The sequence below is a fragment of the Clostridioides sp. ZZV14-6387 genome, assembly GCF_020657835.1.
GTDB classification, from domain to species: Bacteria; Bacillota; Clostridia; order Peptostreptococcales; family Peptostreptococcaceae; genus Clostridioides; species Clostridioides difficile_A.
This window is the reverse complement of the sequence record NZ_JAGWCW010000037.1, coordinates 20,177-36,539: the sequence shown is the minus strand read 5'-3', so window position 1 is coordinate 36,539 and position 16,363 is coordinate 20,177. Positions and strand designations below refer to the sequence as shown.

The following is a 16,363-nucleotide window of genomic DNA, read 5'->3' as shown; positions in this document are numbered from 1 at the left end:
TAGCTTTAGGGGTTTCCAGCAATTCAAGTAGTATTGGATAGGTTCTATCCTATCTCTACATATAAGTTTCCCTATACACTGACTATTTTAGCTACTAACTCACGACTAAAGTCACGAGTGTGCGTAGCTATTTTTTAATCAAAGAATCCTGATTCAGAAAATATATTCCAGTGCCAAGAGCCTACTCCAAATCCTGAAAGCAATATGGCTCCTTCATTTAGCGATTTATTAGTATCAAGAATCTGACTCATATTAGGAATTAGTTTTTTTCCAAGTCCATGACAGTGTTGACACATACCCTCAATATCATTGAAAGAAAACATATTGGCATTACCTATATACTCACTACCAAACCTTGAATATAAAGTTCTTAAAAATGAATTTACATCTGTGACAGTCCCTAGAGTTGACCTTGAATTGCCACCAAGTCTACTTTGGTCTATGATAATTGGTGTTGATAGATTTTCTATACAATCAGCTTTAACTTCTCCATATCTAGGTAAAAAACTTCTTATAAAAGTACTAAACCTTTCATTTAATTGACGTTGGGATTCTTTTGCAATTGTCTCAAACACGATAGATGATTTTCCAGAACCTGATACACCTGTAAATATGGTTATTTTTCTTTTAGGTATTGTTAAAGATACATTTTTTAAATTATTCTCTTTACATCCTTTTAAAATTATAAATTCATTATTCATAACTTTCCTCCTACATTGTTTTTATCTAGATTTTTTCCAAGCAAATAATAGTAGTGATTATGTGTAAATAAAATACTATTTTATTAGTTTTTTTTATTTTTTATAAACACAGGTCAAATTATAACATGTAGGTTTTATATGGTAGTATAATGTAGGGTTTGATTTTTATGAAAAATACATTTATTTTATATAAGTATTATTGAATCTATTTTATATAAATATCATTACTATATAGATATTAAATTATATAGAGTTCTTAAATTCAAAATTTTATATAATTGTATTAATTGCACAAAAAAGTACCTTATCTATAATTCTAAAATCATAAATAAGATACTTTTTCACATAATTAAAACACTTCACTTTAGATATCAAATGTAACCTACTACTTCCAAGAAATTAATCTTCACTTAACACAGATGTAAGTTCAGGGTCATTTAAAAGATGTTCAAAATAGCTATGCGCTGAAATATATCCTATACCATACATTTTGCGTTTTGAATTTACAACCTTATATTCATAACATGCACTCTTGACTTTATTATAGTCGTTAAAATCCACAGCTTTATAAATAGCTCTTTCATTTCTTGGTATATACTTCACATATTTTGGCTTGATAAAATATAAGTCATCTTGTATCTTACACTCACGCTTAAGCTTCTTTAAAACTTCTCCATTTTTTCTATGCATTATATGGTCATCATACTTGTAATGATGAGCTATATGAGTTACATTACCTTTAAATTTATGCTCAAAATCTAATATAGTCTTCTTCATTAACTCATAATGTGTTCCTTCTTTTTTATCTATATCTGCAAGTATAATCACATTTTGAGGTTTTACCCCAAGTTCTTCCAACGCAGATTTAAATTCATTGTTTCTAAGCTCCTCTTTTTGCTTTCTAGTTAAGTTTCTAAACTTAGTATTAGCCTTAAAAACGTTAACCCCAGAACCATCTGATACTAGTACAACATATACATTATTTACACCACACTGTTTTATAGCATCTACAATTGCACTTCCACCCCATAAGACTTCATCATCTTGATGTTGAGGATAAAATACTGCTGCTGACTTAAACTTCCTGCTATTACTCTTAGGAATAGGCATCTCAAGTTTTCCATCAAAATTCCTTGCAATCAAAAATATCATTAATAATATTAATATACTTATGCCTATGTGCTTTGTTTTATTTTCCATATTTAAAAGTTTCTCCTTCTTATCAATTCAAATATCTGATAAACCCTTGTGGCAAATAGGTTGAAATACACAAATTATTTTACAATATTTTATAGTTTCATACAATCTTTGACACGAACTATAATAAAATAAAAAAGCCTTCTAAGCGCAATATTGCAAATATCACAGCTAGAAAGCTTCCCAATTCTTAAAATTTATTAAGCTTATTTGTAATCTAAATATGTCTATTTTGTATAAATTATACTTTAATTACTATATCGATACGACTATTTTCATAGTCTACATTTCTTTTAAAACTTCAAGTAACTCTTCTTCACTATACATATACTTCTTATTACAGAATTGACAACCAACTTCTGCTTTTTTATCTTCTTCTATTATTTCAGCTAATGATTTTTTACCAATTGCAACTAAAGCAGTTTTCACTCTTTCCTTTGAACATTCACACATAAATCCAACTTCACAAGTATCAAGTATTTTAGGCTCCAAACCATCTAAAACAATATTTAATATATCTTCTGGAGTTTTCCCTTCTTTTAATAGATTAGTTACTGAAGGTAATTTTGCTACATTTTCCTCTAATTTAGCAATCGTCTCTTCTTCTGCATCTGGCATTAATTGGACTATAAATCCTCCAGCAAACTCAACTTCTTCTTCTTTTGTAAGTACACCTAAAGCTACTACTGATGGAGTTTGTTCTGATACTGCAAAGTAATAAGTAAAGTCTTCTGCAATTTCTCCACTTACTAATGGATAAGTACCATTATATGGCTCTCTAAGACCTAGGTCTTTAATAACTTTTACAACACCTTCTGTACCTACTGCTGCTGCTACATTTAGCTTACCATTTGGATAGTCTTCCACTTCTACTTGTGGATTTCCTACATATCCTTTTACCATACCTTTAGAATCTGCTGTTGCAATAATAGTTCCAATTGGACCTCCACCCTTTATTATTACAGTCAATTTATCACTATCATTTTTCATCATTAATCCCATTATAGATGTTGCAGTTAATGTTCTTCCAAGTGCTGCTGTTGCTACTTTTGTAGTTTCATGTAATCTTCTAGCTTCTTCCACTGTGTTTTTAGTAGTTGCAACAAATGCTCTGACTTGACCATTTCCTGATGTTGCTCTTAATACATAATCTCTCATTCATATTCCTCCATATTTCGTTAATTATCCAATTTCACTATATTACTATTTTAATTTCAATCTATAAATACTTACCTATTTTAACCTTAGATAATGGTTCTTCTATATTATATTTACTCTCAATTTATAAAGCTTTATAATTATGAAAAAGTAACTGTTCATAAAACATCATCACTTTGTTTTAATATATAAACTTGTATTTGTTGTATTTTTATATGACATTTATATTCTATATACAAAATTTTTTTACATACAAAAATATCTTATTTTTTACATACAAAAAATATCCTTTGACTTTCTTCATTAGGTTCATTAAATGTAAAATCTCCATAAGATTTTATATATTTAAATCCAGATTCTTTAAGCATATCAACTATTTCATCTTCAGTGTACGCCCTTTGTTGATGTACTTCTTCAAACCTTTCAAACTTTCCATCTTCATCTTTAATAAAAAATGTCAGTTCCATTTCAATTAGATTTTCTTCATCATCAAAGTAATTTTGCCACATATAGGCTATATCATCTCTATTTTCACCATACATATTGTTTCCTAATATGTTGGCTAATTTATAAAACGAACTTATATCAAATATAAATATTCCATCTTTTTTTAATAATTCATATGTCTTTGAAAATACATTTTCCAAATCATCATCATAGGTTATATAGTTGAATCCATCACAAGCACAAAGCACACAATCTAAGTCAGATATTTCAAAATCTAGTTCTGATATATCTTGTTGAAGTAAAACCAATTCTACGCCTTCTTTTTCTGCTTTTTCTCTTGCTACACTAAGCATCTCATCAGATATATCGATACCAGCTATATCATAATCTTTTTTAGTTAATGGAATTGTAAGATTACCTGTACCACATGCCAATTCCAATATATTTTTTACTTTTACACCTTCATCAGCTATTATATCTTCTATATATTTAACCCAGCCTTCATAATCAACTTCATTCATAAGTTCATCGTATACAAACGCAAAATCGCTATATTGACTCATCCTTTTTATTCTGCCCCTCCACAATCTTTTTCAGCCTCTTTTTGCGTGATGTAAGCATACCTCCAATTCTTCCAGCTTCCTTAGCTGTAAGCCCTGCCCATCCACGTTCTCCAACTTTATCCATAAGACCTAGTTCTGAGGCTATCTCATATTTCATTATATCATCATTTGTCAATATTTTAGTATTCTTACCATTAGTTATCTTCTTTTCTCTTTGCATATTTTCTTTCAAAAAAATCACCCCTTCATATTTGTATTTTTGTCAATTAAAAGAAATTTATACAAATATGTAAGGGGTATTTATCAATTCACATCTTTTTAGATTTAAGTATCTCTACTTTTTAATTTTTATAAATTATTTCTTAATCTATAGCTCCTTTATATTTTAATAATTTCGCATAGACATTCAGTGCGTTTACACATATCTTTTCATCAAAATTAAAGTTTATATTATGAAGACCATTTACAAATCCTTTTTCCTCATTTCTTGAACCTAACATAAAAAATAAACCTGGAACTTCTTTTTGATAATAAGAAAAATCTTCTGATATCATAAGTGGCTCTAACTCCACAACACTATCATTTCCAACAGCTGTTACAAATTCTTGATATAAATCCTTGTCATTTTTAACAGCAATATAATCGTCTATGATGTTTATATTAACCTTACAGTTATAAGCCAGTTCAAACCCTCTAGCAAGTTCTCTAACTCTAAGCTTCATCTTCTCATATACTTCTGGGCTGAAGCATCTCATTGTACCTTCCATCTTTATATTTTCAGCTATTATGTTTCTTCTAGCTCCACCTTCAATTCTACCAATAGTCAATACTGCATTGTCTATTGGGCTTATATTTCTTGATACTATAGTTTGAAGTGAACTTACAAAGTTTGAAGCTATAACTATCCCATCAATTCCATTTTGTGGCATAGCACCGTGTCCACTTTTAGACACTATTTCTATATCAATGTCTCCTATTTGAGCCATAAAGTATCCTTCTCTTGTACCAACATAACCTTCTGGCAACTCTGGATATATATGAAGTCCATATATTTCATCAACATTATATTTTCTAAGTACACCTTCATTTATTAAAGCTTTTGCTCCCCCTGGACCTTCTTCTGCTGGTTGGAATATGAATACTATATTATCATTCAGTTGTTCTTTGTTATCATTCAAATATTCAATTAATCCAAGTAATATAGTGGCATGTCCATCATGACCACATAAATGCTTTACACCTTCCTCACTATGAAGCCCATCTATATCTGCTCTAAAAGCTATATCTTTTTTAGGTTTTTTGCCTTCTATTATTCCTACTATACCTGTTTCTAAGTAAACTTCATACTTAATCCCCAATTTATCAAGATAATCTCTTATGTATTTTGAAGTCTTATATTCTTTTCTTCCAATCTCTGCAATTGGATTTAATGCCTTTCTATGTTTATAAAGTTGCTCTTGTAAATATGATGCCTCTCTCATGTAATCTCCTCCAAATTTTAATTTATTAAAAAATATTTCTATATCCCTCATAATTAAAACATTATATAACAAACTATACTAATTAAAAGTAAAAAATTAAATTTAATATAAAAATATTTTGCATTATTAAATAATTCACCATTAATAATAATTCCCCTGTTTCATAAATCAAAACAGGGGAATTATTACTTAAAAATTTTATTTTTTAGCAAGAGAAGAAATGTTTAGCAAGTCCACCCTTAGCAGTTTCTTTATATTTATCCATCATGTCTATACCAGTTTCTTTCATTGTTTCAACAACTTGGTCCAAGGAGACAGAATGTGAGCCATCAGTTAATAATGCATAATTAGCTGCATCATAAGCTCTTTGAGCTGCCATAGCATTTCTTTCTATACATGGAATTTGAACGTATCCATATACAGGGTCACAAGTCATTCCTAGATGATGTTCAAGTGCTATTTCTGCTGCATATTCAATATGGTCTATAGTACCACCTTTTAAGTATGCTACTGCCGCTGCTGCCATAGAACAAGCTGCACCAACCTCACCTTGACACCCTACCTCTGCTCCAGATATTGATGCGTTAGTTTTTATTATATTACCTATTATCCCAGCCACAAGTAGTGCTTCAATTATTTTTTGGTCATCATACTTATAGAAATCTTGCATTGCAAAGAATATTCCTGGAATTACACCAGCAGAACCACAAGTTGGCGCTGTAACTATGATATTACCAGAAGCATTTTGCTCAGAAGCTGCTAGTGCATATGCATATACAAGTGTTGAGAAGTTTTTATCTTTTTGGTATGCATTATAAAACGTACTTGCTCTTCTTTTTAATAATAATTTACCTGGTATTATTTCATCTGTGCTTAATCCATCATCAATAGATTTTCTCATAGCATCTTTTATAGTTTTTATATAATCTTTTATGTCTTCTGGTTCACATTCCAACACAAAATCTACTAAAGTCTTATTATTTTCCTTACACCATTTTACTATCTCATCCATAGTATCTAGATGATATATACTGTTGCTTTTGCTATTTCTTTGACCTTCTTCTGCTATAGTTCCTCCACCTACAGAATATACAGTCCATTCAGCCGTTACATTTCCTTCTTTATCTAAAGCTTCAAACTTCATTCCATTTGGATGAAAATCTTTTATAATATCTTCTTCCCAAACGATTTCAACTTTTTTTGGCGATATCGTTTTTTCAATTATATAGTCAGTTAAGTGACCTTTACCTGTGGCTGCCAAACTACCATATAATATTGCTCTAAAACTTTCTGCATCTGGATTTTCATTTTTAAATCTTTCTGCTGCTCTTTGTGGTCCCATAGTATGAGAACTTGAAGGTCCACTTCCTATTTTAAAAAGTTCCTTTAAAGTATCCATATTATTCCTCCTAAATTTACGGTATTATTACTTATTATTAGATTTTACGCACATATTTATTATAACCTAAATATATTAATTATTAGTTATTAAATTCGCATAAAATTTATTTTTTATTTCCATTTTGGTATATTTTATTAAATTAATATGCATATTTTGAGAATAAAACATTTATTTCAAATTTTTCTAATATTAATATAATATAAATATCTTATTTAAACAGTTAAGATATTAACTATACCTATTAAAATTAATTAATTTGTACTATAATTATTATTGTACTTAAAAAATTAAATTTAGATAAAAAAGGAGATTTGATTATATGTTATTTAAAGGTTCTGCTGTTGCTTTAGTTACCCCATTCACAGAGGATAATAATGTCAACTTCGAAAAATTAGGTGAATTAATCGAATACCACATTGAGAATGACACAGATGCACTAGTTGTTTGTGGAACAACAGGTGAGGCAACTACTATGAGTGAATCTGAAATTTTTGCTGTAATAAAATATACAGTTGAAAAAGTTAACAAAAGAATACCTGTCATTGCAGGTACTGGTTCAAACAATACTATGTTGTCTGTTCATATGAGTCAAGAAGCTGAAAAATTAGGAGTTGATGGACTTTTAATAATAACTCCTTACTATAATAAGACTAATGAAAAAGGTCTTAAACTTCACTTTGAAACAATAGCAAATAGCGTTAAGTTACCAATTATTTTATACAATGTACCTGGAAGAACTAAAGTAAATATAAAGCCATCTGTTGTGGCTGAACTTGCTAAAATAGATAATATAGTTGCTGTAAAGGAAGCAAGTGGAGATTTAGCTCAAGTTGCAGAAATAGCTAAATTAGTACCTGAAGACTTTGCTATATACTCCGGTAATGATGACACTATATTACCACTATTATCATTAGGTGGAAGTGGTGTTATCTCTGTGCTTGCTAACATTTGCCCTAAGGAGACACATGACTTAGTAACTAAATTCTTTAAAGGTGATATTGAAGGCTCAAAAAAATTACAACTTGATATGGATGCTTTAATTGCTGCCTTATTTATAGAAGTAAATCCAGTGCCAGTTAAAACTGCCATGAATATTTTAGGTTTTAATGTTGGAGATTTAAGACTTCCTCTAGCTGAAATGGAAGAAACTAATCTTAATGTATTAAAACAAGAATTGACAAATTTTGGATTTAAATTTTAGCAATATTTATATAAATAAGTTGATTTTTTCTTAAATATGTATTATTATTAGAATAATCAAATTTTAATATCCTATTAACCTAGGGTAGAGGTAGCTGTAACTAAGAGTATCCAATAGTAGCTGGCAGGCGTTAATGATTGGAAAAAGGATTTACAGCCGAAGAAAATATTTCTTGCAATTATATTTTCTGGGATTACACATAACATGTGTAATACTGTCACTTATATTATAAGTGATGAGCTACAGGGTTTACTTTGAGTGATAAATTAGACGTACAAAGTATACCTTTGTACGTTTTTTGTATATAATTAAAGTTGTTAATATAATATTAAAGTTTTTGGATATAAAAAAATATTAACATATCTTACTTGTATAACTAAAATCAAATAAAATAATGTTTTAATAATTTAAAATTGGGGTGAATTTATATGAAAAAAGTAAATGTAGCGATAGTTGGTGCTACTGGAATGGTAGGTAGAACATTTTTAAAAGTATTAGAAGAAAGAAATTTTCCAATAGAAAATCTATTTTTATTCTCTTCTTCTAAATCAGCTGGTTCTAAAGTAATATTTTGTGGTAAAGAATATATAGTAGAAGAATTAAAGGAAACTTCATTTACTGATAGAGGTATACAAATAGCACTATTCTCTGCTGGAGGAAGTATTAGTGAAAAGTATGCTCCAATAGCAGCATCAAATGGAATCTTAGTAGTGGATAATTCTAGTCACTGGAGAATGGACCCAGATGTTCCTTTAGTAGTTCCTGAAGTAAATCCTGAAGCAATAAAAGAACACAAGGGCATAATAGCTAATCCTAACTGCTCTACTATACAAGCTATGGTTCCTCTTAAGCCACTTGATGATAAGTACAAAATTAAGAGAGTAGTATACTCTACTTACCAAGCTGTATCTGGTTCTGGTGTTAAAGGTGTTGAAGATTTAGAGAAAGGGATGAATGGTAATCCTACTGGATTCTACCCTCACCAAATATCTTACAATTGTCTTCCTCATATAGATTCATTTACTGAAAATGGATATACTAAGGAAGAAATGAAAATGGTAAATGAAACTATGAAAATACTTAATAATTACGACTTAAAAATAACTGCAACTACTGTAAGAGTTCCAGTGAGAAATGGTCATAGTGAATCTATAAACGTTGAATTTAACAATCCATTTGAATTAGAAGACTTGGTAAAAACACTTGAAGAAGCTCCAGGGGTTGTAGTAGTTGATAATCCTGCTAATAATGAATATCCAACTGCTGTAGAATTTGACAATAGAGATGAAGTATTTGTTGGAAGAATAAGAAGAGACTTCAGTGTTGACAATGGTGTAAATCTTTGGGTTGTAGCTGACAATATCAGAAAAGGTGCTGCAACTAATGCAATTCAAATAGCTGAAATGGCTTTATCATACGATTTAGTATAATATACAAACTTGTATAAATATATAATTTTGTAAAATATTAATAATAATATAAAAACAAGCATTAGAAGTAACTGTAATATAAAACACAAAAATAAAAAAGAGGGGATTGATTTTATATGATATTTAAAGGTTCTGCTGTTGCTCTAGTTACACCATTTACAAAGGATAACAAAGTTGATTTTGACAAATTAGGCGAATTGGTTGAATACCAGATAGCTAATGGTACTGATGCTATAGTATCTTGTGGTACTACTGGTGAAGCTAATACTATGACTGATGAAGAACAACTTGCTACTATTAAGTATGTTGTAGAAAAAGTTAATAAAAGAGTTCCTGTTATAGCTGGAAGTGGTTCTAATGATACTATGCACTCAGTTAATCTAAGCCAAGAAGCTGAAAAATTAGGAGTAGATGCTCTATTAATCATAACTCCTTATTACAATAAAGCTAATAAAGCTGGACTTAAACGTCATTTTGAAACAATAGCTAACAGTGTCAAACTTCCAATTATACTTTACAATGTCCCTGGAAGAACTTGTGTAAATATAAGTCCTAGCCTTATAGTTGAACTTGCTAAAATAGATAATATAGTTGCTGTAAAAGAAGCTAGTGGAGACCTAGGACAGGTTGCAGAAATAGCTAGTTTAGTTCCAGATGATTTTGCTATCTACTCTGGTAATGATGATACTATACTTCCTTTATTATCTTTAGGAGGTCAAGGAGTTATATCAGTACTTGCTAATGTTTGCCCTCAAGAAACTCACGATTTAGTAGCCAAATTCTTTGAAGGCGATATAGAAGGTTCTAGAAAATTACAACTTGGTATGGATGCTCTAATAGCAGCTTTATTTATAGAAGTAAATCCTATACCAGTTAAGACTGCAATGAATTTACTAGGATTCAATGTTGGAGATTTAAGATTACCTCTAGCAGAAATGGACCCAGCAAATTTAGAAGTATTAAAGAAAGAATTAGTTAACTTTGGACTAAAAGTTAATGCATAGTAAAAATTGATGCATGGTAAAAAATAGGTTTGGTCAAAAGTTAGCCCTTAATCATAGGAGGAAATTATGTTAAAAGTTATAGCAACTGGTTATGATGGAAAAATGGGTAAGATTTTAGCCGATACTATAAGAGAAGATAGTGAATTAGAATTGGTTTGTGTTGCAGCTAGAGGTATGGATAGTTGTGAAGGTGACCTTAAAATCTACGAAGACATGAGCACTATAGTTGAAGAAGTTGATGTAGTTATAGATTTTTCTCATCACTCTAATTTAGATAATATCTTATCTTATGTTTTAAAGACTAAGACACCTTTAGTAATTGCTACTACTGGATATAATGATGAAGAAATGAACAAAATACATGAAGCGGCTAAAGTTATTCCTGTATTCCAATCATATAATATGTCTCTTGGTGTAAATGTATTAGTGAAATTAGTTAAAGATGCAGCTAAATTATTAGAAGGATTTGATATAGAAATAATAGAAAAACATCACAACAGAAAAGTAGATGCCCCAAGTGGCACAGCTGTTATGATTGCTAACGCTATAAAAGAGGTTTTACCAAATGTTGAAAATAATTATGGTAGATATGGTCGTAGCGCAAAAAGACAACCAAACGAAGTTGGTATTCATGCTATAAGAGGTGGAAATATTGTTGGTGAACATGATGCTCTATTTGCAGGAGATAATGAAGTCCTTACAATAAGCCATCAAGCCCAATCTCGTGGTATCTTTGCAAGTGGTTCTATAGCTGCTGCTAAATACTTAGTTAAACAAAAACCAGGATTTTATAATATGGACAGCATGTTAGGATAATAACAATAATATAATGAGGACACACAGTTTAACTCAAATATATACAATAGATAAATTTATTTGATACTATGCTTATATGATAAAAAATCTGTAAAATAAATGTAAATAATGAAAAGTAAGTATATACTAAAATTGATAAATAAGTATATAATAAAAGAAATATAATGAAATACAAGGAGAATTAACAAATGGTAAATTTAAACGATGCTTATGAAATAGCAAGATATATAAAAGAAGTTAAAAAGAAAACACCTGTTAAGGTATATGTAAATACTAACTCTTTACATTTCCAATCAACTGATAAATTCAAAGTATTTGGATGCAATGGTTCTTATATATTTATAGGTGACTATGAAGATATAATGGAAGTATTAGATAAACATGGTAAAGATATAATAGATACTCATGTAGAATACGATAGAAGAAATTCTGCTATTCCTCTAAAAAATACTTTAAGTGAACATGCAAGAATCGAGCCAGGTGCAATAATAAGAGACATGGTTACTATAGAAAAAAATGCTGTTGTAATGATGGGAGCTGTTATAAATATAGGAGCTGTTATTGGTGAAGGTTCTATGGTAGATATGAATGCTGTTATTGGAGCTAGAGGTACTCTTGGTAAAAATGTTCATTTAGGTGCTGGAGCTGTTGTTGCTGGTGTTTTAGAGCCACCTTCTGCTACTCCTGTTATAGTTGAAGATGATGTTTTAATAGGAGCTAATGCAGTTATTCTTGAAGGTGTTAGAATCGGTAAAGGTGCTGTTGTTGCAGCTGGTGCTATTGTAACTACTGATGTAGAAGCTGGTGCTGTTGTTGCTGGTTCTCCTGCTAAAGTTATAAAAATGAAAGATGAAAAAACGGCTGACAAGACTAAACTTATGGATGACCTTAGAAATTTAGATTAATTAAATAAGTAATGTATAAGCAAAAGGGTGTCTCAACATGAATTTAATTCATTAGAGACACCCTCTTTTTAGGATATTTGAAATTATTTAAAATGTCTTAACTTTACCCTAGATTAATATATTGAACCACTATTTACTACTGGTTGTGCATCTTTATTACCACAAAGAACAACCAATAGATTACTTACCATAGCTGCTTTACGTTCTTCATCCAAAGTTACAACATTATTTTCACTTAAATTAGTTAGTGCCATTTCTACCATACTTACAGCCCCTTCAACAATCTTTTTACGTGCTGCTATTATAGCCTCTGCTTGTTGACGTTGTAACATTGCTGCTGCAATTTCTGGCGCATAAGAAAGGTGAGTAATTCTTACTTCACACACTTCAATTCCTGCAATATCAACTCTTGATTGTAATTCGTCTTTTAATTTATCAGCTATCTCTTGACTACTACCACGAAGAGATTTCTCATCTCCATCTTCAGATACATCGTATGGATAAAGTCTTGAAACATTACGAATAGTCGAATCACATTGAATAGATAAAAATGTATTATAATTATCCACATTAAATACTGCCTTTGTTGCATCTACAACCTTCCAAATTACAACAACTCCTATTATAATCGGATTTCCTAATAAATCATTAACTTTCTGCTTTTCATTATTAAGAGTCATTGTTTTTAAAGATACTTTTTTCCCTCTTGGATTAGATGATATATCTACTTTTTCATCAGATGAAGATTTTGATATATTAATTCCTGATGATGTTGGATTTATTGCAGAACAAAATGGATTTACCCAATAGTATCCTTCTTTTTTTATAGTCCCATAATAGTTACCAAACAAAACAAGAACTATAGCTTCCTTAGGATTAATCATCTTTAGTCCAAAACATAGGATAAAATCTACCAGTATAAATACAAGCCCTGAAATTAACATAAGTGAACCTATCCCAGCAAAGCCACTATCAAGTTTTATTATTCCAAAAACCATAATAGCTATTGAAACTACTAAAAATAAGATAATCATTATCAAAGCCATTACTCCATTAAATGTCTTTGCTTCTTTCTCTTGATAAGTCTTCTCTTCTTTTAACATATCTATCACTCCCATCTTAGTATATTAAGTTAAGATATTTCTAATTTAATAATATCACTTTTAATACCTTAAATGTTGAGTTTAAAGTTAATACTTTAAATTTTTATCTATCTTTACATATACACATCTTTAGAGCTTTTAATATATTAATATTGATTTTTAAGCGAATTTTATGAAATATGAACTTAAATTTAATATATATTAAATTTAGGCACTCTTTTTTAAATATCCAGTAAACTATAACCCTAATATCACTAATATTATTTTATATAAATTGTATTAGTGATAAAATAAACTTATAGTAATACAACAAATTTTTATTAATTTAATAGGAGGAATTTATGTTGAAAGTTATAATTAGTGGTTATAATGGAACAATGGGAAGAGTACTAGCAGAATGTGTAAAAAAAGATAGTGAATTAGAACTAGTGTGTGGGGTAGCTAGGTCTGCTGATGAAAAAGGTTGCTATGGTGATACAAAACTTTATAAGACAATGACTGATGTTACTGAAAAAGCTGATGTCATAATAGATTTTTCACATCATAAAACTTTAGAACCAATATTATCATATGCGCTAAAAAATAATGTACCTGTAGTATTAGCCACTACTGGCTATGATGAGAGTGATTTAAACAGAATAGAAGAAGCATCAAAAAATATTCCTATATTATTATCATCAAATACATCTCTTGGAGTAAATATATTAATAAAATTGGTTAAAGATGCATCAAAAATGCTAAATGGTTTTGATATTGAAATTATAGAAAAACATCACAATAGAAAAGAAGATGCTCCTAGTGGAACTGCTACTATGATAGCAAATGCAATTAAAGAAGTGTTGCCTGAAAGTATAAATAAACATGGAAGATATGGTAGGGATTGCAAAAGAAAAGCAAACGAAATTGGAATACACTCTATAAGAGGAGGCAATATAATCAGTGACCATGATGTTATATTTGCAGGTGATAATGAAGTTCTTACATTAAGTCATCATTCTCAATCTGATGAGGTGTTTGCAAACGGTTCTATAGTTGCAGCTAAATTCTTAGTTGGTAAACAATCTGGACTTTATAAAATGTCAGACATATTAGGATAGTTTTTTATACATAATAAATCTCAATCTATTTAGATATTCAAGTATAAACATTTAAATAGATTGAGATTTTAATATATATTATTGTATTCTATATACTGAAACAAATCCAGCAGCAGAAGTACCTGATGTTGTTGAGTTAAAAGTAAAGCTTAAAGTAACAGCTGCTGCTCTGGCATCAACCAAGAAGTCCAGTCCTACACTTACATCTGATGCAGTAAGAGTATTTACTGCTTTTGCAATAAAGTTATTTTGAGCTGTTCCATTAAAGTTTGTAGTTATTGACATAAACCCTGCAAGTGAAAGTGTAGCACGTACACCAAAAGATACATTGTATATTCCTCCAACTGCAAGATTTATAGTACTACTTGTTGGTAAAGTTATATTAGTTCCATTTATAAATGATGAGTTAAATGTAACTAATGAATTATTTGATAAGGTTGTAGAAGATACTACAAACTGTGCATTATTTGATGCTAATACCCCTGTTGCTCCTGTTGGACCTGTTGGGCCTGTTGCTCCATCTGCTCCTGTTGCCCCTGTTGCTCCTGTTGCCCCTGTTGCTCCATTTGCTCCAGTTGGTCCTGTTGGACCTATTGCTCCTGCTACTCCATCTGCTCCTGTCGCTCCTGTCGCTCCTGTTGGACCTACTGCTCCATCTGCTCCTGTTGCTCCTGTTGCCCCTGTTGCTCCTGCTACTCCATCTGCTCCTGTTGGGCCTGTTGCTCCTACCGCTCCGGTTGCTCCCGTTTCTCCTGTAATTCCGGTTGGACCTGTTGGACCTACTGCTCCATCTGCTCCTGTCGCTCCTGTTGCTCCTGTTGGGCCTACCTCTCCATCTGCTCCGGTTGCTCCTGTTGCCCCATCTGGACCTGTTGCTCCTGTCTCTCCTGTTACTCCTGTTGCTCCTGTTGGACCTGTTGCTCCATCTACGCCTGTTGCTCCCGTTGCTCCTGTTGGACCTGTTACTCCTGTTGCTCCATCTATACCCGTTGGTCCTGTTGGACCTACTTCTCCTGTTGGACCTACTGCCCCATCTGGACCTGTTGCTCCTACTGCTCCTGTTGGACCTACTTCTCCATCTGCTCCTGTTGGACCTGTTGCTCCTATTGGACCTGTTGCTCCTGTTATTCCATTTGCTCCTGTTGGACCTGTATTTCCTGTTGGTCCTGTTGCTCCATTTACTCCTATTGGACCTGTTGCTCCTGTTATTCCATTTGCCCCTGTTGCTCCTGTATTTCCTGTTGGCCCTGTTATTCCATTTGCTCCTGTCGCTCCGGTTGCGCCTGTTGCTCCTGTTGGCCCTGTTATTCCATTTGCCCCTGTCGCTCCTGTTGCTCCTGTTATTCCATTTGCTCCTGTTGCTCCTGTATTTCCTGTTGGACCTGTAGAACCTGTTACTCCATTTGCCCCTGTTGCTCCTTTGTTTCCTGTTGGGCCTGTTATTCCATTTGCCCCTGTTGCTCCTGTTGCTCCTGTTGGACCTGTTATTCCATTTGCCCCTGTTGCTCCTGTTGCTCCTCTAGGGCCTGTTTCTCCAGTTGCCCCATTTGCTCCTGTTGCTCCTGTATTTCCTGTTGGACCTGTTATTCCATTTGCTCCTGTTGCTCCTGTATTTCCTGTTGGACCTGTTATTCCATTTGCCCCTGTTGCTCCTGTTGCTCCTTTAGGGCCTGTTGGGCCAGTTGGACCAGTCGGGCCTGTTGGTCCTGTTGGCCCTACATCTTGATACAAACTTGGCCCTGAATTGTCATTGTAATCACTCATATAATAAATCCTCTCTCTTTTAAAATTAGAGCAATACTCTATAAGTATTAAGCATTACTCTATATAATTATATGAATCGACAATTTCTTATGTG

The 16,363-nt window shown here is 31.6% G+C and carries 15 protein-coding genes and 1 riboswitch; of the genes, 6 read left to right on the top strand and 9 right to left on the bottom strand.

Annotation, left to right across the window (positions count from 1 at the left end):
- Window positions 1–134: 134 nt before the first annotated feature.
- The 7 genes from KGF38_RS18070 to KGF38_RS18040 form a co-directional block, all read right to left on the bottom strand.
- A complete protein-coding gene (locus KGF38_RS18070) occupies window positions 135–701 on the bottom strand; it encodes a hypothetical protein (protein WP_054271669.1) in 567 nt (188 codons plus the stop codon).
- 399 nt (window positions 702–1,100) lie between these two features.
- A complete protein-coding gene (locus KGF38_RS18065) occupies window positions 1,101–1,901 on the bottom strand; it encodes a PIG-L family deacetylase (protein ID WP_054271670.1) in 801 nt (266 codons plus the stop codon).
- Window positions 1,902–2,180: 279 nt separating this feature from the next.
- The gene (gene hslO / locus KGF38_RS18060; protein ID WP_054271671.1) at window positions 2,181–3,056 is read right to left on the bottom strand and encodes an Hsp33 family molecular chaperone HslO; all 876 of its coding nucleotides are present in this window, start codon (window positions 3,054–3,056) and stop codon (window positions 2,181–2,183) included.
- Window positions 3,057–3,319: 263 nt separating this feature from the next.
- The gene (locus KGF38_RS18055) at window positions 3,320–4,066 is read right to left on the bottom strand and encodes a class I SAM-dependent DNA methyltransferase (protein WP_054271672.1); all 747 of its coding nucleotides are present in this window, start codon (window positions 4,064–4,066) and stop codon (window positions 3,320–3,322) included.
- A complete protein-coding gene (locus KGF38_RS18050) occupies window positions 4,053–4,298 on the bottom strand; it encodes a small, acid-soluble spore protein, alpha/beta type (RefSeq protein WP_021386217.1) in 246 nt (81 codons plus the stop codon). The genes KGF38_RS18055 and KGF38_RS18050 overlap by 14 nt, the downstream gene beginning before the upstream one ends.
- A gap of 130 nt (window positions 4,299–4,428) precedes the next feature.
- Window positions 4,429–5,547, bottom strand: coding sequence for an N-acetyldiaminopimelate deacetylase (locus KGF38_RS18045; RefSeq protein ID WP_054271673.1), 1,119 nt, complete (start codon window positions 5,545–5,547; stop codon window positions 4,429–4,431).
- Between the two features lie 205 nt (window positions 5,548–5,752).
- Complete coding sequence (locus KGF38_RS18040; protein WP_054271674.1) at window positions 5,753–6,946, bottom strand: L-serine ammonia-lyase; 1,194 nt, start codon at window positions 6,944–6,946, stop codon at window positions 5,753–5,755.
- A 322-nt stretch (window positions 6,947–7,268) separates the two neighbouring features.
- Here KGF38_RS18040 and dapA (KGF38_RS18035) point away from each other — a divergent pair, with 322 nt between their 5' ends.
- From dapA (KGF38_RS18035) to dapD, 5 genes are all read left to right on the top strand, one after another.
- Window positions 7,269–8,150 (top strand): 4-hydroxy-tetrahydrodipicolinate synthase, encoded by an 882-nt coding sequence (gene dapA / locus KGF38_RS18035; RefSeq protein WP_054271675.1) that lies wholly within the window; start codon window positions 7,269–7,271, stop codon window positions 8,148–8,150.
- 77 nt (window positions 8,151–8,227) lie between these two features.
- Window positions 8,228–8,401, top strand: a riboswitch (Lysine riboswitch).
- 177 nt (window positions 8,402–8,578) lie between these two features.
- Window positions 8,579–9,580, top strand: coding sequence for an aspartate-semialdehyde dehydrogenase (locus KGF38_RS18030; protein ID WP_054271676.1), 1,002 nt, complete (start codon window positions 8,579–8,581; stop codon window positions 9,578–9,580).
- Between the two features lie 116 nt (window positions 9,581–9,696).
- Window positions 9,697–10,584 carry a 4-hydroxy-tetrahydrodipicolinate synthase gene (gene dapA / locus KGF38_RS18025; protein WP_003422063.1) on the top strand — a complete coding sequence of 296 codons (888 nt, stop codon included), beginning with the start codon at window positions 9,697–9,699 and terminating at the stop codon, window positions 10,582–10,584.
- 66 nt (window positions 10,585–10,650) lie between these two features.
- Window positions 10,651–11,400, top strand: coding sequence for a 4-hydroxy-tetrahydrodipicolinate reductase (gene dapB, locus KGF38_RS18020; RefSeq protein ID WP_054271677.1), 750 nt, complete (start codon window positions 10,651–10,653; stop codon window positions 11,398–11,400).
- Between the two features lie 188 nt (window positions 11,401–11,588).
- Window positions 11,589–12,305 carry a 2,3,4,5-tetrahydropyridine-2,6-dicarboxylate N-acetyltransferase gene (gene dapD / locus KGF38_RS18015; protein WP_021386275.1) on the top strand — a complete coding sequence of 239 codons (717 nt, stop codon included), beginning with the start codon at window positions 11,589–11,591 and terminating at the stop codon, window positions 12,303–12,305.
- 113 nt (window positions 12,306–12,418) lie between these two features.
- Here the strand turns inward: dapD and KGF38_RS18010 are convergent, their stop codons facing one another.
- Complete coding sequence (locus KGF38_RS18010; protein ID WP_167639849.1) at window positions 12,419–13,408, bottom strand: SPFH domain-containing protein; 990 nt, start codon at window positions 13,406–13,408, stop codon at window positions 12,419–12,421.
- A gap of 341 nt (window positions 13,409–13,749) precedes the next feature.
- Here KGF38_RS18010 and dapB (KGF38_RS18005) point away from each other — a divergent pair, with 341 nt between their 5' ends.
- The gene (gene dapB / locus KGF38_RS18005) at window positions 13,750–14,505 is read left to right on the top strand and encodes a 4-hydroxy-tetrahydrodipicolinate reductase (RefSeq protein ID WP_227832613.1); all 756 of its coding nucleotides are present in this window, start codon (window positions 13,750–13,752) and stop codon (window positions 14,503–14,505) included.
- Between the two features lie 78 nt (window positions 14,506–14,583).
- Here dapB (KGF38_RS18005) and KGF38_RS18000 read toward each other — a convergent pair whose 3' ends face one another.
- Window positions 14,584–16,269, bottom strand: coding sequence for an exosporium protein (locus KGF38_RS18000; protein WP_227832612.1), 1,686 nt, complete (start codon window positions 16,267–16,269; stop codon window positions 14,584–14,586).
- Between the last annotated feature and the right edge of the window lie 94 nt (window positions 16,270–16,363).

Coding starts and splice junctions, on each gene's coding strand:
- dapD (WP_021386275.1), top strand. CDS start 11,589: ATGGTAAATTTAAACGATGCTTATGAAATAGCAAGATATATAAAAGAA.
- dapA (WP_003422063.1), top strand. CDS start 9,697: ATGATATTTAAAGGTTCTGCTGTTGCTCTAGTTACACCATTTACAAAG.
- KGF38_RS18000 (WP_227832612.1), bottom strand. CDS start 16,269: ATGAGTGATTACAATGACAATTCAGGGCCAAGTTTGTATCAAGATGTA.
- KGF38_RS18055 (WP_054271672.1), bottom strand. CDS start 4,066: ATGAGTCAATATAGCGATTTTGCGTTTGTATACGATGAACTTATGAAT.
- dapA (WP_054271675.1), top strand. CDS start 7,269: ATGTTATTTAAAGGTTCTGCTGTTGCTTTAGTTACCCCATTCACAGAG.
- KGF38_RS18040 (WP_054271674.1), bottom strand. CDS start 6,946: ATGGATACTTTAAAGGAACTTTTTAAAATAGGAAGTGGACCTTCAAGT.
- hslO (WP_054271671.1), bottom strand. CDS start 3,056: ATGAGAGATTATGTATTAAGAGCAACATCAGGAAATGGTCAAGTCAGA.
- KGF38_RS18065 (WP_054271670.1), bottom strand. CDS start 1,901: ATGGAAAATAAAACAAAGCACATAGGCATAAGTATATTAATATTATTA.
- dapB (WP_227832613.1), top strand. CDS start 13,750: ATGTTGAAAGTTATAATTAGTGGTTATAATGGAACAATGGGAAGAGTA.
- dapB (WP_054271677.1), top strand. CDS start 10,651: ATGTTAAAAGTTATAGCAACTGGTTATGATGGAAAAATGGGTAAGATT.
- KGF38_RS18010 (WP_167639849.1), bottom strand. CDS start 13,408: ATGTTAAAAGAAGAGAAGACTTATCAAGAGAAAGAAGCAAAGACATTT.
- KGF38_RS18070 (WP_054271669.1), bottom strand. CDS start 701: ATGAATAATGAATTTATAATTTTAAAAGGATGTAAAGAGAATAATTTA.
- KGF38_RS18045 (WP_054271673.1), bottom strand. CDS start 5,547: ATGAGAGAGGCATCATATTTACAAGAGCAACTTTATAAACATAGAAAG.
- KGF38_RS18030 (WP_054271676.1), top strand. CDS start 8,579: ATGAAAAAAGTAAATGTAGCGATAGTTGGTGCTACTGGAATGGTAGGT.